Origin of the sequence: Winslowiella iniecta (assembly GCF_001267535.1) — a bacterium.
In the GTDB taxonomy this organism is placed as follows: domain Bacteria; phylum Pseudomonadota; class Gammaproteobacteria; order Enterobacterales; family Enterobacteriaceae; genus Erwinia; species Erwinia iniecta.
Window position 1 is genome coordinate 19302 of record NZ_JRXE01000010.1, and the last position, 25081, is coordinate 44382.

Genomic DNA, 25081 nt, shown 5'->3' on the forward strand with positions numbered 1-25081 from the left:
GCCCATCGGTGGTAATGATGTTGACCGCCGCACCCAGGCGCGACATGGCATGGCGAAATTCCTGTTTTTCCACACTGATGGGCGTCAGTGGCAGAGTATGCAGCGACATAATTAACTCCTTATCCGAGCAGGCAGGCATGGTTAAAATCAAGGCGCGGCAGGCGGGCATAAACTTTACTGCTGTCGCCATAGCCGATATTAATCAGTAAGTTACTTTTCCAGCCGTTCTCAGCAAAGAAGGCGTGATCGACGCTGGCGCGGTCAAAACCTGACATCGGCCCGGTATCGAGTCCCAGTGCGCGGCAGGCGGCGATCAGATACGCGGCCTGTAGCGAGCTGTTACGAAAGGCGGTCTCTTCCGCCAGTTCCGCACTGGAGGTAAACCATGAGCGTGCATCGCCATGCGGGAACAGGGTTGGCAGCGCATCGTAAAACCTGGGGTCCCAGGCGACGATGGCGGTCACCGGCGCGCTGAGGGTTTTTTCCAGATTGCCGCTGGAGAGCGAAGGTTTCAGCTTCTCTTTGCCTGCGGCGCTGCGCACAAAAAAGAATCGCGCCGGGCTACAGTTGGCCGAAGTCGGCCCCATACGCAGCAATTGGTAGACCTCTTGTAACTGTGCATCAGTCACCGGCTTGTCCTGCCAGCCATTGTGGGTACGCGCCGCGGTAAACAGGGTGGCGAGTGCTTCGCGAGTTAAAGGTTCTGCCATGATGGCTCCATTACAGGTGATGTCACACTGGCTGGCGGGGTGTCGTTCAGCCAGTCCAGCAGTAAGGTATTAAAGGTGGTGCTGTCCGTGACGCTCATTGCGTGTCCACCCCAGCGCATTTTTTTCAGCGTGGCGGCGGGCAGAGCGTGAGACAGCGTTTCGGAGCAAGTCCACGGCACCAGCAGATCGTCCTGACTGCATACCAGCAGCACCGGCTGGGCGATCTGTTGAGTACGCTGGGTAAAATTCGTATTCATCAGCGCGTGTAACCGGCGCAGCAGGTTTTCGGTGCCCTGGAAATGCGCCACATGCAGTGAATCTTCCGCTTCAATCCGCGCCTGATTTTCTGACAGCCAGTCGGCAGGATAGAGAAACAGCGGCTGCGCACGGACAAACGCCTCGACGCCGACATTCAGCAGCAGATCCTGACGCACCTGAAAACAGCGCCGGGTATGGGCATCCAGACTCAGCCAACCATTGACCACCACCACTCGCGAGACGCGATCCGGGTAATCCAGCGCCATTTGTAGACCGATCATCCCGCCCAGCGCATGACCGATAACAGTAAATTGCAGAATTTGATGCTGTGCCAGCGCATCCGCCAGCTCGGCCGCCATCTCCTGCATGCTGTAGCCATCAGGCAGCGAATCGGCATTGCGGCCGGTGCCGCGCTGGTCATAAACCACCACACGATACTGTTCGCGCAATGCACTCAGCTGCGGCAACCAGAAGCTGCCAAGGCCGCCAAGGCCGGCTGACAGCACCAAAACAGGAGCCTGCGGATGTTGCAGACCTGAAAGTTCAAGATACACAGGCTGACTCCTTTACTGAGCGAGATGCGCGATGCTGGCGATTTCAATCAGCGCGTCCGGCTTGACCAGCCCGCACTGAATGCAGTAGCGCGCCGGTTTATCGCCGGGGAAGTATTCGGCGTACACCTGATTCACCGCCGCGTAATTGCTCCAGTCGGTGATGAAAATAGAATTAAACGTCACGTCATCCAGCGTGCCACCGGCGGTTTCAATCACGCTTTTAATGGTCTCCAGCACATGCCGGGTTTGTGCCGCCGCATCGCCGATATGAACCACATTGTTCTGCTTATCAAACGGCAAGGTGCCGGAGACATAGACAATACCGTCGGCCAGCGTACCGGGCGAGAAGGGTGCCAGCGGAATACCGCTGCCCGGCGGGGTGATGACTGTTTTTGGCATGACAACTGCTCCTGAACCGGGTTAGGCCGAACGCTTCAGCGGCGTGGCGGCGGATTGCAACGTATGGCAGAAGCTTTCCACATCGGAAACCCAGCCGAAAAAGGTTTCGATATTGAAAATCGCCGCCTGCTGGGCGAAGGCTGGCCCGGCCTGGTAAGTGGCGTCTTCCAGCACCACGCCGAAATATTCAAGGAAAAAGCCGTCGCGCAGGGTGGATTCGACACAGACATTGGTGGCGATACCGGTAAAAATCAGATGGCGGATGCCACGGCTGCGCAACATGCTGTCGAGGGGCGTATTGAAAAAGCCACTGTAGCGCGGTTTCGGCAGCACGATATCGCCTGGCTGCGGTTGCAGTTCATCGACCAGGTCGTAGTCCCAGCCGCCTTTTGCCAGCAGCTTGCCCTGTAACTCAGGGCGCTGACGCATGGTTTTCAGCGCATTCGATTTGTGAAAGTTAGGTGAGCCCGCGCCACCGGCCTCGACGTAGCGATCGTCCCAGCCGTTCTGAAACCAGATTATCTGGATCCCCGCCGCGCGGGCTGCGCTGACCGCAAGGTGAATATTTTCAATCACCGGTTTGGTGGCAGAAACATCAAACCCGGCGAGATCGAGGTAGCCACCTTCAGTGGCATAGGCATTCTGCATATCCACCACGATTAATGCTGTTTGCTGCGGCGGAAAACAGATGGCTTCCGGGCGCGCAGGCAGGGTTAGGGCGTGTTCAGTCGCTGCGCCAGCGCAAACGACGGTATCTCGGTTATTCATCAGGCCACCTCTTGTGCAGCGTCAATCAGATCGATACGGCTTTGCATCAGCGGCTGGATGCGCTCGCCAAAGGCTTCAATACCTTGCAGGAAATCATCAAAGGTCAGCAGCACGCCCTGCGTGCCGTCCACGGTGGCAACCTCATCCAGCATCCTCGCCACATTGCTGTAAGAGCCAACCAGCGTGCCCATATTGATATTGACGGCAGAGGTGGGATCGGCCATCTGGCGCACATTGGTGTCGCTGCCGGAGCGTTTATCCTGCTGACTTTGCGTGGTCAGCCAGGCCAGGGCTTCTTCATCGGCTCCGGCTTTGTAATGCTCCCATTTGGCGCGTGCGGCTTCGTCTGTTTCATCGGCGATAATCATAAACAACACATAGGAGCCGACATCCCGACCGGTGGTTGCCGCTGCCGCTTTCATGCGTGAGGCAGTTGGCGCAAAAGCGGTGGGGGTGTTGACGCCTTTGCCGAAACAGAAGTTGTAATCAGCGTGTTGCGCCGAAAAGGCCATACCGGCGTCACTCTGACCGGCGCAGATCACTTTGATCGGTTGCTGTGGCTGCGGGCTGAGGCGACAATCATTCATGGTAAAGAAGTCGCCTTTTAAATCGGATTTGCCGTTGCCCCACAGGTCGCGCAGCACCTGCACATACTCAGTCAGGTAGTCATAACGGCGTGAAAAATAGTCATCGCCAGGCCAGATCCCCATCTGCTCGTATTCCGGCTTTTGCCAGCCGGTCACCAGATTAACGCCGAAGCGGCCGTTAGAAATCGAATCGATCGTCGACGCCATGCGTGCCACAATAGCCGGCGGCAAGGTCAGCGTGGCGGCGGTAGCGTAGATTTGAATACGTGAGGTGACGGCAGCGAGACCGGCCATCAGGGTAAAAGATTCGAGGTTATGATCCCAAAACTCGGTTTTACCACCAAAGCCGCGCAGCTTGATCATCGAGAGCGCAAAATCAAAATGATAGTGCTCGGCTTTTTGTACAATGGCTTTGTTCAGCTCAAAGGTTGGCAGATATTGTGGCGCGTTGGTGGAGATCAGCCAGCCGTTGTTACCGATAGGGATAAAGACACCAATTTTCATGTGAAACCCTCTGTTTAGCGATGGATGTGGTTCACGCGCTGCGGTGCATCCTGCAATTCCCTTGAGGCGGCGCTCACAATGTAATTTGCAAAGGCTGTGCCAGAAAATTAAAGATGTTGATAAACATAAGGTTATGTAAAATACCTGTGCGCAATGTTGAGCGAATGGTCTGAAACAGACCATCTGGTAAAAATACGTGCACAAAAAGCAGGCAGCGATGTGCCATCAGGGTGCATCCCCCGAAGGAGGTATCTCCCGGAGCCTGGCTGGTGTGTGCCGCAATCACTGGAGAAGGAATAACCGTGAAGTCTGCAGAAAAAGCCCCGACACGCCGCGCGCGCGCGGTTGCCGCGAAACGTGAGGCGATCCTGACTGCCGCCCTGGAATTCTTTTCACAATTCGGTATTCATGGCACCAGTCTGGATAAAGTGGCGGAGCGGGCGGACGTGTCGAAAACCAACCTGCTCTACTATTTCCCGTCGAAAGAAGAGCTGTACATCGCGGTACTGAAAAATATTCTCGATGTCTGGCTGGCTCCGCTGCGTGCGCTGCGTGACGATTTACAGCCGCTGGAGGCGATAAGCGAATATATCCGCATGAAGCTGGAAGTTTCCCGCGATCATCCCCAGGCCTCACGGCTGTTTTGCCTGGAGATGTTGCAGGGCGCGCCGCTGCTGAAAGGTGAGCTGGATGGCATGCTGAAAGCGCTGGTGGAGGAGAAATCGGCGGTGATTGAAGGCTGGATCGATCAGGGCCGCTTAGCACCGGTCGAGCCACATCATCTGATTTTTATGCTGTGGGCCACTACCCAGCATTACGCCGACTTTGCCACTCAGGTGCATGCCATTACCGGGCAAACGCTCAGTGATGAGCGCTTCTTTCAGCAGACGGTGGAGAATGTGCAGCGCATGGTGATTGAAGGGATTCGCGTGCGCTAAAACGGTTTCTCTCCACGACCTGTAAAATCTTTACACTGATTAGGGCAGCATAAGCCAGGCTTAAACGAGTGTATTCATCAGGGAACAAGTATGGATTCGGTATCACAATTAGTTCTGGGTGCTTCAGTCAGCGTGGCAGCCATGGGGCGCAAAGCGCCTTTGTGGCAGGCCGCGCTGGTCGGTGCGGTTTGCGGCACGCTGCCGGATTTGGATGTGTTTGTCGATCACGGCGACGCTATCCGCAATATGACGTTACACCGCACTGAAAGCCATGCGCTGATATGGCTGACGCTGGCGTCGCCGTTGCTGGCGTGGCTGATTGCCGGGGTCGTGCGGCAGAAACATCAATGGGTGCGCTGGTGGGTGGCGGTCTGGCTGGCATTGATTACTCATCCACTGCTCGACCTGATGACGGTATACGGCACCCAATTGGGGCTGCCGCTGACCGACTTCCCTTTCGCGGTCAGCAGTATTTATATTATCGACCCGCTGTATACCTTACCGTTACTGATTTGCTTGCTGGTTGCGCTCTGCCTGCGCGATAAGCGTGGCCTGTGGTGGAATACTCTCGGCCTGACGCTCAGTACGCTGTATCTGGGCTGGAGTATGCTGGCGCAAAGCTATGCCACCGGGCAGATTAAAGCCGACATGGCCCGGCAGCATATACCGGCACAGCAGTTACTGGTGACGCCAACCGCCTTTAATACACTGGTGTGGCGGGCACTGGTGATGACGCCACAGGGCTATGCCGAAAGCTACTATTCGTTGCTGTCACCGCAGCGGCCGTTGACGTTCAGCCATTACGATCGCGGTGCGGGGTTGTATCAGCAGTATAAAGGTGACTGGTACGTGGAGCGCGTCGCCTGGTTCAGCCACGGCTTCTTTGCCATGCGCGAACAGCAGGGTCAGCTGATGATCACCGATCTACGCATGGGAGAAGAGCCGGATTACACCTTTACCTTTAATCTTGGGCCGCAGGGGGAAGGGCAACCGGCAGATTTTCGTCCGACGCGCCAGCCAATGCCGCGGCCATCCGTATCCGGTTCGTTTCGTGAGTTGTGGGAAAGATTGTAGCGGAGCGGTTATCGGCAGAGGCGGCGAGAATGCCGCCTCTGGATGCCGGGGAGCCGTTTTCGGCTCCCGTTGTGACTATTACGCCTGTTTTCTTTTCCGCATAAACCAGCCAATCGCCAGAATCAGGAACCAGATGGGGGTGACCATCAGCGCCTGACGGGTATCTTCCTGCAACGTCAGCAATACCACCACAAACGCGAAAAACGCCATACATACCCAGCACATAATTTTGCCCAACGGCATTTTATACACTGACTCGGCATGCTGGTGTGGGCGCTTTTTACGGTACGCCAGATACGAGCAGAGAATAATGGTCCAGACGAACATAAACAGAATCGCCGAAACCGTGGTGACCATAGTGAACACCGTCATCACATTCGGAATCAGGTAAATCAACGCCACGCCGCCCAGCAGGCACAGGCAGGAGAAGAACAGACCGTTAGTCGGTACCGCACGCCGTGACAGACGACCAAAAGCACGGTGCGCCACGCCCTGTTCTGCCAGGCCGTACAACATACGGCTGGTGGAGAAGATCCCGCTGTTTGCCGAGGACGCCGCAGAGGTCAGCACCACAAAGTTAACGATACTGGCCGCGGCTGGCAGGCCAATCAGCACAAACATTTCCACAAACGGGCTGCGATCCGCCACGACCTGGTTCCACGGCGTCACCGCCATAATCACCATCAGCGCCAGCACATAGAAGAAGATAATACGGATCGGGATGGCGTTAATCGCCCGCGGCAACACGGTTTTCGGATTATGCGTTTCAGCCGCAGCGGTACCGACCAGCTCGATGCCGACAAAGGCGAATACCGCAATCTGGAAGCCGGCAAAGAAGCCGCTTAGCCCTTTCGGGAACATCCCGCCATGATCCCAGATATTGGATAACGCCGCGTGGCTACCGCTGGCAGAAGGGTAGTGAATGGCAACCAGCACGATGCCGGTAACAATCAGCGCGACGATGGCGACAATTTTGATGATTGCAAACCAGAACTCCATCTCACCGAACATTTTCACCGTGGCGATATTCAGTGCGAGGAACACGGCGACGCAAAGCAGCGCACTCATCCAGACGGAGAAACCGGGGAACCACAGCTGGAAATAGGAACTGATGGCCACCACATCGGCAATTCCGGTGACAACCCAGCAGAACCAGTAGGTCCAGCCGGTAAAATAGCCTGCCCATGGGCCAAGCAGATCGGCAGCGAAATCGCTGAAAGATTTATATTCAAGATTGGAGAGCAACAGCTCACCCATAGCGCGCATCACGAAAAACAGCATAAAACCGATGATCATATAGACGAAAATGATCGAAGGACCGGCGAGGCTGATGGTTTTTCCTGAGCCCATAAACAAGCCGGTACCGATGGCACCACCGATGGCGATTAGCTGGATATGACGATTGTGAAGGTTACGCTGGAGTTTGTCCGGCGCATCAGTTGCCGGCACTGTCTCTTTTGATTGATCAACCATAACGGTTCTGTTCCTGTCTGTGATGGTGTGTCAGCTCTGTTGGCTGTTATTTAATCTGAGGTCTCCCCAGGTAAGTTGGCATAAGATAGTGTAATTGGACCGTTAGCGGGTAATTGTTTTTTAACATACGTGAGGGATATCGTGATAATCACTGGCGGAAGGGGATTACACCGTTAATAGCGTCGCAGAAATGTGCTTTTTAGCAGCAACAGTCAGGTAAAGTTCGGTATAAAGAGTCGCCATTTCTCTCCGACAGGCCTGACTGAGACTACTGTTACAGATATGCTTAACATAAAACTGACGACAGTTGTGCGTAAGGAAATAGTCATCCGTGAAATTTCTGTTAACGGTCATCGTTATTATTCTGGCGGCATGGCTGGCGATGCCATGGATTAAACAACATCTGCCTGCTGAATATAATCCCTTCACGCCGCTGTCAGTCACCGATCCCGCCAGTTTTATTACCCGCTATAAACTGCGTCAGCTGGACGGTGATCCACAGGCCTGTCTGGCGGTGATGGAGCGTGCGCGTGCAGCCGGGCTGGTAACCTTTAGCCGTCCAGGGAAAATGGCGGGGAATTGTCCGCTGGACAATCCGTTGCGGCTACAACGTTTTGGTGCGGTGACACTGAGCAGCAGTTTTCTCGCCAGTTGCCCGATGGCGGTAAGCAGCGTAATGTTTGTACAGCGCGTCAAAAACGGCAGCGGCGTGCCGGGCATGACGTCGCCACTGGCGCGTATCGATCATCTGGGAAGCTATGCCTGTCGTAATATTTATCATCGCGCCGAGGGGCGTTTAAGCGAACATGCGACCGCCGATGCCTGGGATATTGCCGGTTTTCAGCTGAAAAATGGGCAGAGAATAAGTGTGTTACGCCACTGGCAGCAGCCGGAAGAGAAGGCGGCCTGGCTGCATCAGGCTTTTCAGCAAAGCTGCGACTATTTTGGCAACTCGCTGGGGCCGGATTATAACGCCGCTCACGCCAACCATTTTCACCTGGGGATGCGCGGATTTGGCTTGTGCCGCTAATGTTGATATGCCCAAAAAGCAGGTGTTAATAATAAAAAAGAATAAGTTAAACAGGGCTTCGTCAGGCATACCCGCCTTATAAAATGGCTGATTTCGGTTAAGTGATGGCAAAAACGGGCGGGGTAATCAGCCCTTCAGACAGGCAGTGAATTGGTTATCGTTATGTTATTTAAGATTTTTTTAAATAAGTGCACGAATAAATTTAACTTAAGTGCTGTGCGGTGAAATCACGGGCCAGTCTTGAGATCAAAAATATTGAATAATGTTCGGAAAAATCCTATTCTAAAAAGATGCAGATTAAAGGAAACAATTGCCCGCCACTCGTTGTGGCGCAATAGCAACAACAGCTGCACTCTTTTTTTCTGATGTCCGACCAGACGCTCTAATTAGTGACACAACGTGCATTGATAATGGTTGTTTACCATTGCGGCATAGAGTTGCACGGCGCGTGCAATAAATGAAATTGCCGGAATACCTTTATTTTCTCTATTGCATTTGCAATCACAATTATAAACGCGGCGCGAATTAAGATCGCATCGGATGAGGCTTTAATGATATCTGAAAACTATTTCAGCTGGCGCAAAGAGCTGTTTGCTCTTTTCCAGTCTGCCACTGAAACAGGCCAGCTAATCAACTTTGCTCAGCAGCAGATCGAGTGCCTGGGCTATGACTACTTCACGCTGCTGATTCGACATCCGGTGCCCTTTACCCGGCCTAAAATCTATTTTTTCACCACCTATCCGGCGTTCTGGCTACAGCACTATCAAAAAGAAAATTATTTTGATATTGACCCAATTGTCGCCATGCGCCAGTCACCGGGACAAATTTTGCAATGGCGTGATGAGCTGTTTACCGGCAGTGAAAAACTGTGGAGTGATGCGCAGGATTCCGGCCTGGTATCCGGTTATTCCTGTTCGGTAATGGGGGCTAAACGGGTGACCGGCATCCTGTCGTTGTCATCGCGCAGTGGGATAAAAAACCTGGAAGCCAGCCTGGTGTTTGAAATGAAACTGCAATATCTGGCTGAAGTATATCTGGCGACGCTGCAACGACTTAACGATCCCTCCGTCTCGGTGATCGATATTGGTTTCAGCCAGCGCGAGCTGGAAATAGTGAAATGGACCGCGGAAGGAAAAACGGCGGCGGAGATATCGCTGATTTTATCTATCTCAGAACATACGGTTAATTTTCACCAGAAAAATATGCAAAAACGATTTAACACGGCGAACAAAACGCAAATTGCATGCTACGCCGCGGCAGTCGGCTTATTGTGAAATTAATGCAACTACCAGAATTGGTAGTTCCATCTCATTAATCGGTTGTCTACCCTGCGCCCAGGGTAACAAACCTGCTCAGACCGCGATGGCGCGGTGATTAACAGGGAATGCGACAGGTGACAATGATGAAGATTATTCAGACCCAACTTAGAGATATGCCATCCTCATTGTTGGCGGAATTGGGCAGTTACCGTTACAACGTATTTGCCCGGGGTGAAGGCTGGTCGATTCCTTCGCGGCTGACCACGCCGGGCCAGGAGTACGACCGTTTTGACCGTTCAGATGTAACCTGGCTGATTGCCTGGAGCGCAAAGCATGGAATTTGTGGCTGCGCGCGCCTGATGAAGTGGCCAGAAACTCAACATTCGCCGGGTGTTGCGATGCCGGTTGACCGCCATACTATTTGGGAAATGTCGCGATTTTCTGCCCGTCTGGACATTGACAGCGAGCTGCCGCTGAAGATTCTCTGGCATGCATTGCAGATTGCGGCAGAGGCTGGCATTCAGTATGTGGCAAGTGCTGCAACGCCGATGATGGAGAAAATGTTTGAACACCACCAGATCGTTTTTGAACCGTTAATGCCCGGACTGATCCATTCGGAAGACAATCTGTTCGCGGTAAAGCTGGCGGTGAAGCAACCGGTGCTGGCGGATAAGTATCAGGGATCGCGCCATTACAGCCCGGAAGAGGTGTTACCTTCGCTGGCGATCTCAGTTAGCTGGGATGGCCGCTAATCACGCCTGTTTGATCCACCTTATTATCAGCAGCCTGTCGTGCTTTGATAACTAAGCCCATTGTTTCGTACTGTTGGCCCTAAAATGTTACGTCGGGCTAATTCAGGCGGAAATCAATGGGCTTGCAGCTAAATACGTTTACTGACGGTAAGCGAACTTAATCTGTTTGATGGTATTGCTGAACACGTCCGCCTGCGGTTGATCTTCCAGCTGTGCGATAAACCGCTCCATATTGATAATCACTTTACCGGCGTCTGCCTGGCCCATGCCTTTCAGCATCAGCGTGACCATCGCTTTAAGACAGGCCACTTCATTGGCCAGCGCCTGCGTTTCTTCAGAGGTAGTAAAGTCAATCTGACTCATTGTTGTCTCCTAAAATAAGATCAATTCTGCACATACCGCTTGCGCTATGTGAATAAAAAGTGCCAGAAGTATATCACAACTCATCAGGTCGCTAATGGCTGCGCGATGAACCGTAGCGGCGAACGTGCCAGCCAGATCCCTAAAAGATCATCATGTAGCAGGAAATCCACTGCTGAAGAGTAAATTGTATAGCAGACAAAGTATTATTCCCGAGGTAATCAGTGGTAACTCTGTTTACTAATTTAAGATATTGATTTTCAATGTTTTGTCATTTTATTCAGGCCATTTACCAGTAAATAAAATTAGCCTTATGCATAATTGAACGCGCGTAGCCTTAAAAAAATATAACTATTTGATGTCAATTATTTCTCTATGTAACGGGCATCACGCCGCCGCCGCCGCCATATGATTTATGTTCATTCCTGAACGAAAAAAGAGTAACATTAGCGGCTAAATTTGCCTGTTTACTTTATTCCACCTTCGACTTTTCTGGAGAGATCTCTTTTGATCAGCGTTCTTCTTGTAGATGACCACGAACTGGTACGCGCAGGGATTCGTCGCATACTGGAAGATATCAAAGGCATTCTGGTTGCCGGGGAAGCAAACTGCGGCGAGGATGCGGTCAAGTGGTGTCGTGCAAACAACGTTGATGTCGTGTTAATGGATATGAACATGCCGGGTATCGGCGGGCTGGAAGCCACGCGTAAAATCGTGCGTTTTAATCCTGATATTAAAATTATCATGCTCACCATCCACACGGAAAATCCGTTGCCGGCTAAAGTGATGCAGGCGGGCGCCGCTGGCTATCTCAGCAAAGGCGCGGCGCCGCAGGAAGTGATCAGTGCGATTCGTTCGGTTAACTCGGGCCAGCGCTACATCGCTTCCGATATCGCGCAGCAAATGGCGCTCAGCCAGATTGAACCGCAAAAAGCAGAATCACCGTTCAGCTGTTTGTCGGAGCGCGAATTACAGATTATGCTGATGATTACCAAAGGGCAGAAGGTGACCGAAATTTCGGAGCAACTCAGCCTCAGCCCGAAGACGGTTAACAGCTATCGTTATCGCATGTTCAGTAAGCTGAATATCAGCGGCGACGTAGAGTTAACGCATTTAGCCATTCGTCACGGCATGTTTAATGCGGAGTCGTTGATTAGCAGTGAGTAGTGAAGCGTTTGATGCACCCTCTTTCCTGAAAACCGTAACCAGCCAGCCGGGCGTCTACCGGATGTACGATGCTGGTGGTACGGTTATCTATGTGGGTAAAGCGAAAGATCTGAAAAAGCGTTTATCCAGCTATTTCCGTAGTAATGTCGGCAGCCGCAAAACCGAAGTGCTGGTCAGTAATATCCAGCATATCGATGTCACCGTCACCCATACTGAAACCGAAGCGTTACTGCTGGAACATAACTACATCAAGCTGTATCAGCCGCGCTATAACGTGCTGCTGCGTGATGATAAATCCTATCCCTATATTTTCCTCAGCTCAGATACTCATCCGCGTCTGGCGTCACACCGTGGGGCGAAACACGCCAAAGGGGAGTATTTTGGTCCTTTCCCGAATGGCTATGCGGTCCGTGAGACGCTGGCGCTGCTGCAAAAAGTCTTTCCTGTACGGCAGTGTGAAAATAGCGTCTATCGCAACCGCTCGCGTCCCTGCCTGCAATACCAGATTGGCCGCTGTCTGGGGCCGTGCGTCGCCGGGCTGGTCAGCGAAGAAGAGTATGCGCAACAGATTGATTATGTGCGGCTGTTTCTCGCCGGTAAAGATGACCAGGTCCTCAATCAGCTGGTCAGCCGCATGGAACAGGCCAGCGTTGCGCTGAAGTTTGAAGAAGCGGCGCGTCTGCGCGATCAGATTCAGGCGGTGCGTCGTGTCACTGAGAAGCAGTTTGTTTCGAATCAGGGTGACGATCTGGATGTTATTGGTGTCTCTTTTGATTCCGGTATGGCCTGCCTGCATGTGCTGTTTATCCGCCAGGGCAAAGTACTGGGCAGCCGCAGCTATTTCCCGAAAGTGCCGGGCGGTACAGCGCTGGCGGAAGTGGTACAAACCTTTGTCGGACAGTTTTATCTGCAGGGCAGTGAAGCACGCAGCCTGCCATCGGAGATTTTACTCGACTTCGCGTTACCTGAACGCCAGCTGCTGGCGGACTCGTTAACCGAACTGGCGGGGCGTCGCGTCAATATTCAGAGTAAACCCCGTGGCGACCGCGCGCGTTACCTGAAACTGGCACGCACCAATGCCGCGACGGCGCTGGTAACGAAACTGGCGCAGCACTCTACTATCCATCAGCGTCTGTCGGCACTGGCTGAGCTGCTGAAACTGCCGGAAATCAAACGCATGGAGTGTTTTGATATCAGTCACACCATGGGTGAGCAGACTATCGCTTCCTGCGTCGTTTTTGACAGCAACGGTCCACTGCGTGCGGAATATCGACGCTATAACATCAGCGGCATCACTCCTGGCGATGACTATGCGGCGATGAACCAGGTACTGCGCCGTCGTTATGGTAAGGCGCTGGAAGAGAACAAAATCCCGGATGTGATATTAATCGACGGCGGCAAAGGCCAGTTATCGCAGGCGAAAAGCGTGTTTGCCGAGCTGGATGTGCCGTGGGATAAAAACCGTCCAATCCTGTTAGGCGTCGCGAAAGGGACCGATCGTAAGGCGGGGCTGGAAACGCTGTTTTTTGAACCAGAAGGCGAAGGTTTTTCTCTGCCACCGGACTCGCCGGCGTTACATGTGATTCAACATATTCGTGACGACTCTCACAATCATGCAATTACAGGCCATCGTAATAAACGGGCCAAAGTAAAGAACACCAGCGCGCTGGAATTAATTGAAGGAATCGGGCCGAAGCGGCGCCAGCAGCTACTTAAGTACATGGGAGGGCTGCAACCTCTGATGGCCGCAACCGTGGAAGAAATCGCCAAAGTACCGGGCATTTCACATGCTCTCGCAGAAAAAATATTCTATTCGCTGAAACACTAGCATTGAATACCGGGGTGCAATGTAGGAACATACGGTAAATCCTACTCCGGCCAGACAGTTACCGTAGCATATGCAATTTAATATTCCGACGTGGCTCACCCTGTTTCGTGTCATTCTTATCCCGTTCTTTGTGCTGGCATTTTATCTGCCATTTCAATGGGCTCCCCTGGCTTGTGCGCTGATTTTCATCGTCGCCGCGGTAACCGACTGGTTTGACGGTTTCCTCGCCCGACGCTGGAAGCAGACCACGCGATTTGGTGCCTTCCTCGATCCTGTTGCTGATAAAGTGATGGTGGCGATGGCATTGGTGCTGGTTGCCGAACATTTCCACTCCTGGTGGATCACATTACCGGCAGCAACCATGATTGCTCGCGAAATCATTATCTCGGCACTACGCGAGTGGATGGCGGAAATCGGTAAACGCAGTAGCGTGGCGGTATCCTGGATTGGCAAAGTCAAAACGACTGCCCAGATGCTGGCACTCTTCGCGCTGCTATGGCGTCCGGACAGCATGGTTGAAGGGGTAGGGGTCGCTGCGCTGTACATTGCGGCGGTGCTGACATTCTGGTCAATGTTCCAGTATTTAAGCGCAGCACGCGGCGATTTGTTTGAACGTTGATCGATACGATTTAAAAAGCAGCAAACAGACACGAAGTGAGGATAATTTTATTGACTCATTTCTACAGGTCAGTAGAATGCAACGCATCGAACGGCAGCTAAGGCGCCAGAAGATAAAGTAAATCAGCAAGTTCGGTTAGGCGCTGATGATTGCGGGAATAGCTCAGTTGGTAGAGCACGACCTTGCCAAGGTCGGGGTCGCGAGTTCGAGTCTCGTTTCCCGCTCCAAATTTACGTTATCAGACCTTATCTGGTAACAGCCTGCAAAGGCTAAGCAAGAATTAAGGCGCGTTGGCAGAGTGGCCATGCAGCGGATTGCAAATCCGCCTACCTCGGTTCGACTCCGGGACGCGCCTCCAATTTACACCTTGCCCGGGTGGTGAAATCGGTAGACACAAGGGATTTAAAATCCCTCGGCTTATGGCTGTGCGGGTTCAAGTCCCGCCCCGGGCACCATTGCTTCAGAAAAAAGTCACCTCCGGGTGACTTTTTTTTCGTCCGTATCCCGCAGTATAGCCCCGTAACCGCCTGTCTTTCCTGTAAATATTCCTTTGTAAGCCGCCAGTCAACAAAACTCAATGAGTGCGTATTGTGACGGATTATACCGTAGACAGCCGTGCCATTTGGGGGCCAAACTGGGGGCCTATGCCAGTTCGATTTTTTGTGAGGCCCCCAAATGCCTTTAACCGATCGCACTATCTTAATGCAAAGCCTGGTATCAAAGCCCGGAAGTTAAGTGACGCACATGGTTTTTACCTGCTGATAAATCCGCACGGGTCAAAATTGTGGTACTTAAAATATCGTTATAAAGGGAAAGAGAAAAAGCTTTCATTCGGTGCTTATCCTTTCATCACACTGGCTGATGCCAGGAGACTACGGGATGAGGCCCGGAGCGTGCTCACTGCCGGTACGGTCCGGGTGAGAAGCGTAAAGAAGAGAAACGTGGCGGTATGCCGGTAGATACTTACGCCTCAGTGGCACTCCAGTGGCTTGCCACTAACCGAACCTGGACGGAAGAGCATACTAAAAGAGTCGCGCTATTTTGAATTATACCTTTCCCGCCCATCGGTGAGCGCGATATCAGAAGCCTGACGGTGCCCGACCTCATTGGGCCAATTAAAGCGGTCGAAAATGCAGGTAAAATTGATGTCGCACGACGGCTTCAGCCGCGCACGGCGGCAATCCTGCGCTATGCCGTACAGAATGGCATAATTACCTGTAACCCTGCTTCGGATCTTAAAGGCGTAGTCGCTCCTGCTAAAACCAAACCATGACCTGCAGCGCGCTGGTAGAGTCTGGTCTGTGGTCCAGGGATGCCATTGAGCGTCAGATGAGCCATCAGGAGCGAAAAAAGTGCTTGCCGCGTATAATATCAATCTTCAGGTGACTGGCAGTATGTAGGATTTGAACTTGGGTTTTATACAGATGAAGCCCGCTGAATAATGGTTTAAGTTAGGGGCAAATACACAAACATTTCACCCGCTCATTGAGTGGGTGAAATGTTTGATGTTGTTAAGCTAAGTGAGGTTATTTTAAATCAGAAGTTCGCACATCATTAACCCCAGACGGTACACCGGTGCTTTCTACTCCCGCATTTTAAACAATCATTCAGCATAGCAATGTTCAGCAGATGGAAAAGTTTCCGCTTTAACTGCCGCAACATAGCTCTGTATTGCACTCTGAATACTGTCCTTACCCGACATAAAGTTACGGACGAATTTAGGTGCGCGGCCTGTGATGCTCAGCCCCAGCATGTCATGCAGAACCAGTACCTGTCCGTCAGTATCTACGCCAGCACCAATACCGATTACCGGGACGGAAACCGCCTCGCTCAACGCTTTGCCCACTGAGGAAGGAACGGCTTCAACCAGAATCATTGCCGCACCGGCGGCTTCCAGCTTTATTGCTGCATCGATAAGCCTTTTGGCCTGTTCTGGTCCACGACCCTGAACTTTAAACCCGCCAAACACATTGACCGATTGCGGCGTCAAACCAATATGCGCGCAGACAGGAATGCCATTGCGGGTTAACTGACGCACGGATTCACACAACCATTCTCCCCCCTCAAGTTTCACCATCTGAGCGCCCGCCTGCATCAGACGGCCTGAACTTTGCAAAGCCTGATCTGGTGTGGCGTAGGTCATAAAGGAAAGGTCGGCGATGATAAAGCTGCCGGTGTTACCGCGCTTTACGCTGGCAGTGTGATAAACCATGTCCTCAATGGTGACCGGAAGGGTACTGTCGTGGCCCTGCAGAATCATACCGAGCGTATCGCCGATAAGCAGCATATCGACGCCAGCCTGGCTGGACTCGTGGGCAAAAGTCGCATCGTAGCAGGTCAACATGGCAATTTTTTCGCCGTTTTTCTTCATCTTCTGCAGGTGGGTCAGCGTGATCTCTGGCATCTCAATGTCTCATCTAAAGGATTCTGTCAGTAATAGCGCTGCGATGATGATCATCAGAGCGCCGGAAATTTGGCTGACGCGGCGTGCAGCCGTTGGCCGGGTTTGTAAAACTGCTTTCGATCCGAATCCTACTATCAGATAAACCACTGCACAGCTTACAACATGCACCATACCCAATGCCGCCATTTGAAAGGCGAGCGGCCATGTACCATGCGGATCGGTGAATTGTGGCAACAACGCCAAAAACAGCAGAAATACCTTCGGATTAAGCCCACTAATGCAAAGCCCTTTTACAGCCCAACGCAATGCATTACCTTCGACCTGTCTTTCACCGGCAGTGGGAATGGCAGGGTGACGCAACATGCCTATTCCCAGCCAGATTAAATAGCAGGCGCCGGCTACGGTTAATCCTTTCATGAGCGTAGGCAGGTCCGCGACCACGGCTCCTACACCTGCGGCAACAATTAACGTTGCAATCAAGTGGCCAGAGAGCAATCCGAAGACTGCGGGAATGACCCGGCCCCCGCGAATTCCTGCGGAGATGGCATAGGCCCAGTCTGCCCCAGGGGTAATGACAAACAGCACTGAAACGGACCAAAAAGCAGCAAAAAAACTCAGCGCCATAGTGATACCCCACTCGATGTATAAGGCATGCTGAGCACAGCGTCTTCGGGATGACTTAAAGGAATTATATTACACACGATTTTCTACCTGATTAACGAAATAAACAGAATCTATCTCCAGATGCTGGGCGGAATCGCACAGCATTACCAGGTAGAAAGAATATCCTCAGCTGGTTAGAATGTGCTTTTAATATCTATGCGAAGTGTCGCTGATAAGGGAATAATCTTGCCAATGGACCGCATTGACCGCAATATTCTTGCTGAACTGCAAGCTGATGGCCGTTTATCCGTCACTGAGCTGGCGGAGCGGGTTGGATTAAGCCTGTCACCTTGCCACCGCAGGGTAAAAGCACTGGAGCTGAGTGGCGTCATTCAGGGGTATCGTGCTCAACTGAATCCGGCCTTCCTGGGGTATAACTTCTCGGCGATTGTATTCGTGACGTTGCGTGATGGCGACCGTAAGGCCGTCAATGCGTTTGAAGAGGCGGTGAAAGAACTTCCGCAAATTACGCTGGCACAACGCTTATTTGGCGATCCTGATTATCTTCTGCATATCACAACGCGTGATTTGCCCGCTTTTCAGCAGTTATATGATGAGAAGCTTTCCGCTATGCCCGGCGTACAAAGGCTAACGTCGACCCTGGTGATGAAAACCGTCATTCAGGATCGTCCGTTACCGCTGTAGCTGGTTGGTTATCCGTTGTTTTAAGCATGCCCAATGCTATTTTTTTGCAACGGGATGCAGCTTTAGCGGATCCATTCGCCTGCTCAAAATCACTTCGGACGAAGGCAGGTCGGTAATGACCCTGTCCATATCGGTCAGTGAGAACATCTTATACAGCGCGTTGCTGCCGTAATTGTTGTTATCTGCCAGCATGATACATTTTCGCGATGCGTTGATGATTGCACCATAGTAAGCCGCTCTGTATTCATCATGATGGAAGATGCCTTTATCACTCCATGATTCCGGTGCAATAAACGCCTTTTCAAAATTGAGACTTTGCAAGGCCTCAAGCGCAACGCGTTGATGAAAAGTATTGTCATGACGGCTGAGTTTGCCACCGATAAAAAACAGTGCAGCGGTGGAGTGAGTCATAACATGCTGCGCAATGGCAAAATCATTGGTGACAATGGTCATTTCATCGCGGTAAGGAAAAAACGTGGCCAGCTCAAACGTCAACTTTCCGCCATCAAGATAAACCACTTTGCTATCACCCAAATAACGTAGCGCAGCAGGGATTAGAGAATGAGCCCCGGGGCGCTCAACGGGCAAACGTAGCGGGGTTTCACGTGATTTCACGCCACCACGCGTGGACATAATTACTCCCCGCGCGCTAAGCTGTTCAATATCCCGCCGTATAGTCATCACCGTGACATCCAGCATATCTGACAGCTCCCGCAGGCTGACAAAATGTTTGATGGATACCACCTCGAGTATCCGTTGATGACGCTCAGCGGGAATCATATCGCTCCTCATCAGACAGGAATAATGCCAAGAACGACAGCGGCCAACAGAGCACAGACACTCATGATCCAGATTTTCACCATGGAGTGACGAATATGCTCACCAACCTGAAGATTAAGTAGCCCTAATCCCAGATGCGTTGCCGGTATAACCGGACTGAGCAGCAAGCCTATTTGTTCGGTAATGAGCATAGCGATGGTGACGTGCAGTGGGGAAACGTCAAAGCTTTGCCCAAGGCCTACGGCGAGAGGAAGAAGTGCAAAATAGAAGGCATCGGAACCAATCAAAATAACAATCGGTACACTGAAGGCAGCCAGAATAATATAAAGGTAAGGTCCTAAACTGGAAGGAAGAACCGCAGCGAGTTCATTCACTAATACTTCAATAATGCCAGTATTTTGCAATATGCCAACAAATACGCCAATGGTTAAGAAGATCACGATGACAGGGAAGATGGTTAACGCATAATCTTTAATTTTCTGTTGTGCTTTTTTGGCGTCCGGATAATTGATTATGACTGCCAGCGAGAATGCGATCATAAACAGGAAGTTACCCGCGACTAATCCAGAAACCAGAATAACAATGGTTGCAATCACCAGCACAAAGTTGACGCGTAACAGCCATGGATTATGGTCACCTCTGCTGGTAAGCATCTCTTCACGCATCACCAGGAAAGCTTCTTTACTAATGCCAGAACCCTTTTTATTTTCTACTCTGGCCATGTACCAGCAGAGAATAACGCCGAGTACAAACAGCACAACCTGCAAAGGAATGAGTTTGTAATAGACGTCAAGAATATCGAGATGTGTCACCGCAATGGCTCGGTTGAGTGAACCTCCCCATGGGGTAATACCCGTTACGCCGACTCCAACGGTAACCAGCATCAGCAACGTTTTACGGCTGATGTTCATCTTTTCATAAAGGGGTAACAATGCCGGGACGGTTACCAGCAGGGTTGCATACGCATTGCCATCGAGGCTACAGACTGAGGCTATGACCAATGTCGCAAGCAGAACAGAAAAAGTCGATTGTGTGACGAAACGCAGGATGAAACGCACAATAACGTCAAACACACCGGCTTCTTTCATCAGGGTAAAGAACATGGCGCTGAACGCGACCAGCGTAGCGGTGCCAACTACCGATTTCAGGCCTGAAGCGACATATTCGCCCAGCTCTTTAAAGCCAAATCCACAGACTAAAGCGGCTACCGTAGGTAAGATAATAAACAGCACACTGGGAGGAAACTTATTTTTCAATAAGCACCATGTCAGAATAACAAACATGACAATCCCGGTGATAAGCATCAAAGACATGACTTATCCTTATAATTTTCAGAATAGAAGATGTAAGAAAACGCTGCGCAGATAAATCTGCACAGCTGTACCATGGCAATATTTATTTCATATTGAAAAGCGTATTGAGCTCATCGATATTTTCATTAGTTAATGTTTTCATGCCATAGGGTTTGAGTACGAAATAAAGTTTTGCGGTTTCCTCTAACTCTTCTGCGTTAAAGACCGCTTCACGGATATTTTTACCCGAAATTATTGGACCATGGTTGGCAAGAAGAATTGAGTTATGTTCCTTAGACAGCCTTTCAACATGCACAGCAATTTCAGGCGAGCCCGGGCGAATATAAGGCACCACCGGCAGTTTACCCACTCGCATCACGTAGTAAGGCGTTATGGCCGGCAGTGCATTTTCATAATCAAGATCGGGCAAGCAGGATAATGCTGTCAGCCAGGGGGAGTGCAAATGTACGATGCCACCACAAGCAGGACGCTGACGATACATTGCCAGATGCATCAGCACCTCTTTAGACGCCTTGTGACCCGAAACCAGCTCACCGGTCATCGTGACTTTACTCAATTCATCAGCATCCAGGTCGCCAAAACTGGAGTTCGTCGGCGTGGCGAGGATATGACCATCAGGCAGTTTCAGGCTGATATTTCCAGCACCACCGCTGCTGTAACCACGTTCGAACAGGGAGCGTGCGTAGCGCACTAAATCCTGACGATATTGGACTTCGCTCATTTCACACTCTCCTGCGCTTTTAAGAAGAATTCCCTGTTACCAAAGTTGCCTGACTTGAGGATTACCCACTTTTCTTCATCCAATACCTGTGTCCACGGCACACCAGGCGCGACAGCATCGCCGATCACCATGCCTTTAATATTGAGCCCCTGTGATACCGCACCCGACGTTTCACCGCCAGCCACGATAAATTTGTTGAAACCTTCCTTACTTAAATTGTGGGCAAGCGTGGCGAAGAAGCTTTCGATCTTCTCACTGACAAATTCCGCACCGTAATTCTTCTGAATAATTTCGATAATCTGAGGCGGTTGCGTGGCATAGACCATGGGAGCCAACGCGTCATTCGTATGGGTAACCACCCAGCCCGTCACCGTCTGCAGGTACGTTGGTTCGTGAAGGATTTTTTCCACATCCAGTGCCAGTGAGGAGGCGCGCTGCTGATAAAAGTTCACCTGCTGATTAGTCATGGAAGAGCAACTACCTGACAGGACAATGCTTGCACCTTCTTTGCTGATAGCAAACGCAGGCTTATCAGCGGATTTATGCATCGTATCCAGTGCCGCAATGGCATAACCAATACCTGCGGCGCCGGTGATGAGGGCATAATCTGCGGTTTCACGCGCAACGGTTAACAGATCATTGTTATCCAGTACGTCACAGATAACATATTTGATCTTTTCCTCTGCCAGTTTGGCTAAGGCATCAGGAATGTCTTCTACATGATTTTTAATGGTGTCGAGATCGATGACTTCGCAGCGGCCGGTGGATTGCGCCTCCATCAATTTTTTCAGTGAAGACTCTTTCATCGGCGTGACTGGATGATGCTCCATCCCGCTTTGATTCAGTAACTGGCCTTTTACAAACAGATGACCCTGCAAAATGGTACGTCCATTGTCGGGCACTGCCGGGCAAATCAAAGTGACAGGCGCACCCAGATTCTCCATCAGGGCATCGGTAACCGGACCAATATTGCCCTCCTTCGTTGAGTCAAAGGTTGAGCAATATTTGAATAGCTGACGCTTACAGCCCTGTGACTTGAGCCAGTTTGATGCAGACAATGACTGTTCCACCGCCGCCTTGGTCAGAATCGAACGGCTTTTAAGGGCGATAACCACCGCATCGATGCCTTCCTGATCAAAAGCCTCAGCAGGAACGCCATTGAACAGCACCACTTTCCAGCCAGCATTCACCATGAAACTTGCAATGTCGGTGGCACCCGTAAAGTCATCCGCGATGACGCCCAACTTAATCATATGTGTTCCTCTAAAGCGGTAACAAATTGAGCTTATATTGCTTTTATGTAAATACAAGTGCAATCATGCCTGGTGTTAATTTGTGTTTCAGATCACAAAATAAGGGGTTGTGGTTAACAAATGGGTGTTAGCGAAATCATTGAAGAGCCTGTTACAGCGGGTAATAATCCTTAAGCTCGCAGGGCTTCGCCATAACTTACTGAAAAGATGGAGGAATGTTGTAATGTGTTTTTTTTGTATCAGAAATGTGATCTCAATCACCTTGCCTTCGGTGCATTTATTGGTATAAAAATGCAATCGAAAACTGACCAACCATCTGGAGTATTTATGCGTATTTTGGTTCTGCCTTGTGACGGTATCGGCCCTGAGATCACTTCTGCTGCGGTAACTGTGCTGGAGTCACTGGATAAAGCGTATAGCCTGAACTTTGAGTTCGACTACGAAGACGTAGGTTTTAAAAGCCTGGAGTTACACGGCACTACGCTGCGCCAGGAATCACTTGACCGCGCCAAAACGTATGACGGCATTATTCTGGGTACCCAGTCCCACGCGGATTATCCAGCACCGGAAAAAGGCGGCCGTAACGTTTCTGCTGGCTTCCGTATTGGTCTGGATCTCTATGCTAACGTCCGTCCGGCGCGCACTCGTCCTTTCCTGACGTCTAATATGAAAGAAGGCAAATCCATGGATCTGGTGATCATGCGTGAAGCGACGGAAGGCTTCTATCCAGACCGCAATATGACTCGCGGCTGGGGTGAAGTGATGCCAGGCCCGGATATGGCGCTGTCTACCCGTAAAATTACCCGTCATTGCTCTGAGCGCATTGCACGCAAAGCCTTCGAGCTGGCGATGCAGCGTCGCAAAAAAGTGACCGCAATTCATAAAGCTAACAGCTTCCATATGACTGATGGCCTGTTCCTTGAAGCCGTGCGTCACGTGGCAAAAGAGTTCCCTGAAGTTGAGCTGGACGATCTGTTAGTTGATGCGTCAACCGCACACCTGGTGCGTAACCCGGAGCGTTTCGACGTGCTGGTTGCCACAAACTTCTATGGTGACATCATCAGCGACCTGGCAAGTGAATTGTCAGGCAGCCTTGGCCTGGCAGGTTCAATTATGGCCAGTGATACCCATTGCTGCGCGCAGGCTCAGCATGGATCAGCTCCGGATATTCAGAATCAGGACAAGGCGAACCCGGTGTCGATGATTCTGTCGGTTGCCATGATGCTGCAATGGTATGCAGAGAAACACAACCAGCCAAAATTCCTGAAAGCGGCGGAAGAGATCAGCCGTGCCGTTGATGAAGTGCTGGAAAACCCAGAAACCCGCACGCCGGACCTGGGTGGCAAATGTGGTACTAAAGCCTTTGCTGACAAAGTGGCTGCTTCTATTCGCGCCTGATTAAACGTCATGAGGTTGCCGCACTTAGCGGCAGCCTGCTTTCATGGAGCCGAAGATGAATCAACGTATTGTTTTAATCCACGCGACGCCACTGGCGGTTGAGCCCATAAATAAGGCTTTTGCCGATCAGTGGCCAGAAGCTGAAATCAGTAACTTGCTGGATGATGCGTTAAGTGTGGATCGCCGTAAGGTGACGGTGTTGACCGATCGTCTGTTTCAGCGGATCGACTCACTGGTGAACTATGCTGCCAACATTGATGCTGGTGCAGTGTTGTTTACCTGCTCTGCATTTGGTGAAGCGATTGACGCCAGCGCAGCGAAAAATACCATGCCGGTACTTAAGCCAAACGAAGCCATGTTTGAAGCGGCTTTAGCAAAGGGTAAAAATATCGTCATGCTGGCAACGTTTGCTCCCGCCGTCGCCGGGATGGAAGCGGAATTTAATGAACTGGTACGCGAGGGTTATCGTGAGGCCACGTTAACCAGCATGCTGGTTGAAGGAGCGCGTGATGCTCTCGAGCAAGGTGATGCCGAGCGCCACAACCAGCTCATTGTTCAGGCTGCTCGTGAACATAATGAGGCTGATGCCATCCTCCTTGCGCACTTCTCGATGGCCATTGCCTGGGAGCAGGTTCAGTCAGCAGTGAACTGTCCGGTATTGAGCAGTCCACATGCAGCCGTTTCAAAACTGAAAATAATAATGGCACATTAATTAATTCAGTCGATTTCATTAAAAAAGGCATCAACGTGGAAAGCCGAGATATTTTGGTGGATGTGAAATATAGCCATATTTCACACTCGCCTGAGATCGTATTGCCTGAAAATAGCTGTGACTGTCATCACCATATTTTTGACCGGCGTTATCCCTATGCAGCGGATGATACGCGTAATTTACCTGACGCGACCGTCAACGATTACAACCAGTTTAAAAAATGGTTGGGACACTCTCGTCATATTCTGGTGCAGCCCTCATCTTATGGAACGGATAACCGTTGTCTGACAGATGCACTACGCGCTTTTGGCACCCATGCACGTGGCGAAGCCGTGGTGAACGACGCTGTCAGTGATGCCGAACTGGATGCGCTGCAACTGGCTGGCGTTACTGGCGTTCGTTTCAATCTTGGTGCAGGGAATGCAACGACACCTGAAATGCTGCTCCCCGTAGCGCAACGCGTGGCGGAACGTGGCTGGCATGTGCAGGTCCACGCCACTGCCGATCAGTTGTGGCAGCTGCGATCAACGCTACTTCAGGTACCGGGAAATCTGGTCATCGACCACTACTTTCGTTTACCGCAGCCTGAGCCGATGGCCCATCCAGTTTGGAAGCTGGCTTGGGAGCTGATTGATAAGGGCCAATGCTGGGTAAAGCTCTCCGCGCTTTATCATCAGTCACAACGTGATGATGTGTCTGATATGGCTGCTCTGGTTACCGGTTTTCTTCGCGATGCGACTGAACGTGTTTTATGGGGAAGTGACTGGCCACATCCCAATTTAATAAGTGCCAATAAAAATATGCCAGATGATGCATTGATACTATCGAAAATATACCACTGGGCGCATAACGATCAGGTTAGACACAAATTATTTGTGGAAAACCCGGCTGAACTTTACCGATTTAATTAAT

General features: G+C 51.3%; 27 protein-coding genes, 3 tRNA genes and 2 pseudogenes. 18 read left to right on the top strand and 14 right to left on the bottom strand.

The window, feature by feature from the left end; genetic code table 11:
* The 6 genes and pseudogenes from NG42_RS23850 to rutA form a co-directional block, all read right to left on the bottom strand.
* Positions 1-109: pseudogene (locus NG42_RS23850) on the bottom strand (FMN reductase); the annotation flags it as partial.
* 10 nt (positions 110-119) lie between these two features.
* Entirely contained in the window at positions 120-710 is a 591-nt protein-coding gene (locus NG42_RS08495; protein WP_052898889.1) for a malonic semialdehyde reductase, read from the bottom strand.
* Positions 695-1522, bottom strand: a complete 828-nt coding sequence (gene rutD / locus NG42_RS08500) for a pyrimidine utilization protein D (RefSeq protein WP_052898890.1) — start codon at positions 1520-1522, stop codon at positions 695-697. Before rutD ends, NG42_RS08495 begins: the two co-directional genes overlap by 16 nt.
* A 12-nt stretch (positions 1523-1534) precedes the next feature.
* The gene (gene rutC, locus NG42_RS08505) at positions 1535-1921 is read right to left on the bottom strand and encodes a pyrimidine utilization protein C (protein ID WP_052898891.1); all 387 of its coding nucleotides are present in this window, start codon (positions 1919-1921) and stop codon (positions 1535-1537) included.
* A 21-nt stretch (positions 1922-1942) separates the two neighbouring features.
* Positions 1943-2689 (bottom strand): pyrimidine utilization protein B, encoded by a 747-nt coding sequence (gene rutB, locus NG42_RS08510; protein WP_053115969.1) that lies wholly within the window; start codon positions 2687-2689, stop codon positions 1943-1945.
* Positions 2689-3780 (bottom strand): pyrimidine utilization protein A, encoded by a 1092-nt coding sequence (gene rutA / locus NG42_RS08515; protein ID WP_052898892.1) that lies wholly within the window; start codon positions 3778-3780, stop codon positions 2689-2691. The genes rutB and rutA overlap by 1 nt, the downstream gene beginning before the upstream one ends.
* Positions 3781-4082: 302 nt before the next feature.
* Between rutA and rutR the strand changes: the two genes are divergently transcribed.
* The gene (gene rutR / locus NG42_RS08520; protein ID WP_052898893.1) at positions 4083-4718 is read left to right on the top strand and encodes an HTH-type transcriptional regulator RutR; all 636 of its coding nucleotides are present in this window, start codon (positions 4083-4085) and stop codon (positions 4716-4718) included.
* Between the two features lie 90 nt (positions 4719-4808).
* Complete coding sequence (locus NG42_RS08525; RefSeq protein WP_052898894.1) at positions 4809-5792, top strand: metal-dependent hydrolase; 984 nt, start codon at positions 4809-4811, stop codon at positions 5790-5792.
* A 78-nt stretch (positions 5793-5870) separates the two neighbouring features.
* On the opposite strand, the gene cycA is transcribed toward NG42_RS08525, so the two are convergent.
* The gene (cycA, locus tag NG42_RS08530) at positions 5871-7265 is read right to left on the bottom strand and encodes a D-serine/D-alanine/glycine transporter (protein ID WP_052898895.1); all 1395 of its coding nucleotides are present in this window, start codon (positions 7263-7265) and stop codon (positions 5871-5873) included.
* A 331-nt stretch (positions 7266-7596) separates the two neighbouring features.
* On the opposite strand from cycA, the gene NG42_RS08535 reads away from it, so the two are divergent.
* From NG42_RS08535 to NG42_RS08545, 3 genes are all read left to right on the top strand, one after another.
* Positions 7597-8295 (top strand): extensin-like domain-containing protein, encoded by a 699-nt coding sequence (locus NG42_RS08535; RefSeq protein ID WP_052898896.1) that lies wholly within the window; start codon positions 7597-7599, stop codon positions 8293-8295.
* Between the two features lie 551 nt (positions 8296-8846).
* On the top strand, positions 8847-9569 hold the full coding sequence (gene sdiA / locus NG42_RS08540) for an autoinducer binding domain-containing protein (RefSeq protein WP_052898897.1): 723 nt from the start codon (positions 8847-8849) through the stop codon (positions 9567-9569).
* Between the two features lie 128 nt (positions 9570-9697).
* Positions 9698-10306, top strand: a complete 609-nt coding sequence (locus NG42_RS08545; RefSeq protein ID WP_052898898.1) for an acyl-homoserine-lactone synthase — start codon at positions 9698-9700, stop codon at positions 10304-10306.
* A gap of 138 nt (positions 10307-10444) precedes the next feature.
* Here NG42_RS08545 and NG42_RS08550 read toward each other — a convergent pair whose 3' ends face one another.
* Complete coding sequence (locus NG42_RS08550; RefSeq protein WP_052898899.1) at positions 10445-10669, bottom strand: DUF2594 family protein; 225 nt, start codon at positions 10667-10669, stop codon at positions 10445-10447.
* 504 nt (positions 10670-11173) lie between these two features.
* Here NG42_RS08550 and uvrY point away from each other — a divergent pair.
* The 9 genes and pseudogenes from uvrY to NG42_RS23865 form a co-directional block, all read left to right on the top strand.
* Positions 11174-11833: a UvrY/SirA/GacA family response regulator transcription factor gene (gene uvrY, locus NG42_RS08555; RefSeq protein ID WP_052898900.1), complete on the top strand. Its 660-nt coding sequence runs from the start codon at positions 11174-11176 to the stop codon at positions 11831-11833.
* The gene (uvrC, locus tag NG42_RS08560) at positions 11826-13661 is read left to right on the top strand and encodes an excinuclease ABC subunit UvrC (protein WP_052898901.1); all 1836 of its coding nucleotides are present in this window, start codon (positions 11826-11828) and stop codon (positions 13659-13661) included. Before uvrY ends, uvrC begins: the two co-directional genes overlap by 8 nt.
* 70 nt (positions 13662-13731) lie before the next feature.
* On the top strand, positions 13732-14280 hold the full coding sequence (pgsA, locus tag NG42_RS08565) for a CDP-diacylglycerol--glycerol-3-phosphate 3-phosphatidyltransferase (RefSeq protein WP_052898902.1): 549 nt from the start codon (positions 13732-13734) through the stop codon (positions 14278-14280).
* Between the two features lie 151 nt (positions 14281-14431).
* A tRNA-Gly gene (locus NG42_RS08570) sits at positions 14432-14507 on the top strand.
* 57 nt (positions 14508-14564) lie between these two features.
* Positions 14565-14638 (top strand) — tRNA-Cys (locus tag NG42_RS08575).
* Positions 14639-14649: 11 nt separating this feature from the next.
* Positions 14650-14735 (top strand) — tRNA-Leu (locus tag NG42_RS08580).
* 189 nt (positions 14736-14924) lie between these two features.
* The gene (locus NG42_RS23855; protein ID WP_053115799.1) at positions 14925-15239 is read left to right on the top strand and encodes an Arm DNA-binding domain-containing protein; all 315 of its coding nucleotides are present in this window, start codon (positions 14925-14927) and stop codon (positions 15237-15239) included.
* A 134-nt stretch (positions 15240-15373) separates the two neighbouring features.
* The gene (locus NG42_RS23860; protein WP_053115798.1) at positions 15374-15553 is read left to right on the top strand and encodes a phage integrase central domain-containing protein; all 180 of its coding nucleotides are present in this window, start codon (positions 15374-15376) and stop codon (positions 15551-15553) included.
* Positions 15544-15627: pseudogene (locus NG42_RS23865) on the top strand (tyrosine-type recombinase/integrase); the annotation flags it as partial. The gene NG42_RS23860 and the pseudogene NG42_RS23865, both read left to right, overlap by 10 nt.
* A gap of 256 nt (positions 15628-15883) precedes the next feature.
* Here NG42_RS23865 and panB read toward each other — a convergent pair.
* The gene (gene panB, locus NG42_RS08595; RefSeq protein WP_052898903.1) at positions 15884-16684 is read right to left on the bottom strand and encodes a 3-methyl-2-oxobutanoate hydroxymethyltransferase; all 801 of its coding nucleotides are present in this window, start codon (positions 16682-16684) and stop codon (positions 15884-15886) included.
* Between the two features lie 9 nt (positions 16685-16693).
* The gene (locus tag NG42_RS08600) at positions 16694-17308 is read right to left on the bottom strand and encodes a LysE family translocator (protein ID WP_052898904.1); all 615 of its coding nucleotides are present in this window, start codon (positions 17306-17308) and stop codon (positions 16694-16696) included.
* Positions 17309-17539: 231 nt separating this feature from the next.
* Here NG42_RS08600 and NG42_RS08605 point away from each other — a divergent pair, with 231 nt between their 5' ends.
* Positions 17540-17992 carry an Lrp/AsnC family transcriptional regulator gene (locus NG42_RS08605; RefSeq protein ID WP_052898905.1) on the top strand — a complete coding sequence of 151 codons (453 nt, stop codon included), beginning with the start codon at positions 17540-17542 and terminating at the stop codon, positions 17990-17992.
* Positions 17993-18028: 36 nt separating this feature from the next.
* Here NG42_RS08605 and NG42_RS08610 read toward each other — a convergent pair whose 3' ends face one another.
* The 4 genes from NG42_RS08610 to otnK form a co-directional block, all read right to left on the bottom strand.
* On the bottom strand, positions 18029-18772 hold the full coding sequence (locus NG42_RS08610) for a DeoR/GlpR family DNA-binding transcription regulator (RefSeq protein ID WP_052898906.1): 744 nt from the start codon (positions 18770-18772) through the stop codon (positions 18029-18031).
* A gap of 11 nt (positions 18773-18783) precedes the next feature.
* A complete protein-coding gene (locus tag NG42_RS08615) occupies positions 18784-20085 on the bottom strand; it encodes an SLC13 family permease (RefSeq protein WP_052898907.1) in 1302 nt (433 codons plus the stop codon).
* A gap of 82 nt (positions 20086-20167) precedes the next feature.
* Entirely contained in the window at positions 20168-20806 is a 639-nt protein-coding gene (gene otnC, locus NG42_RS08620) for a 3-oxo-tetronate 4-phosphate decarboxylase (RefSeq protein ID WP_052898908.1), read from the bottom strand.
* Positions 20803-22059, bottom strand: a complete 1257-nt coding sequence (gene otnK, locus NG42_RS08625) for a 3-oxo-tetronate kinase (protein WP_052898909.1) — start codon at positions 22057-22059, stop codon at positions 20803-20805. Before otnK ends, otnC begins: the two co-directional genes overlap by 4 nt.
* Before the next feature lie 327 nt (positions 22060-22386).
* Between otnK and NG42_RS08630 the strand changes: the two genes are divergently transcribed.
* Genes NG42_RS08630 through NG42_RS08640 form a run of 3 tightly spaced genes read left to right on the top strand, consistent with a single transcriptional unit; the run spans position 22387 to position 25080 of the window.
* Positions 22387-23457 carry an isocitrate/isopropylmalate dehydrogenase family protein gene (locus tag NG42_RS08630; RefSeq protein WP_052898910.1) on the top strand — a complete coding sequence of 357 codons (1071 nt, stop codon included), beginning with the start codon at positions 22387-22389 and terminating at the stop codon, positions 23455-23457.
* Positions 23458-23512: 55 nt separating this feature from the next.
* Positions 23513-24169: an aspartate/glutamate racemase family protein gene (locus NG42_RS08635; RefSeq protein WP_052898911.1), complete on the top strand. Its 657-nt coding sequence runs from the start codon at positions 23513-23515 to the stop codon at positions 24167-24169.
* A gap of 35 nt (positions 24170-24204) precedes the next feature.
* On the top strand, positions 24205-25080 hold the full coding sequence (locus NG42_RS08640) for an amidohydrolase family protein (protein WP_052898912.1): 876 nt from the start codon (positions 24205-24207) through the stop codon (positions 25078-25080).
* Position 25081: the final 1 nt, after the last annotated feature.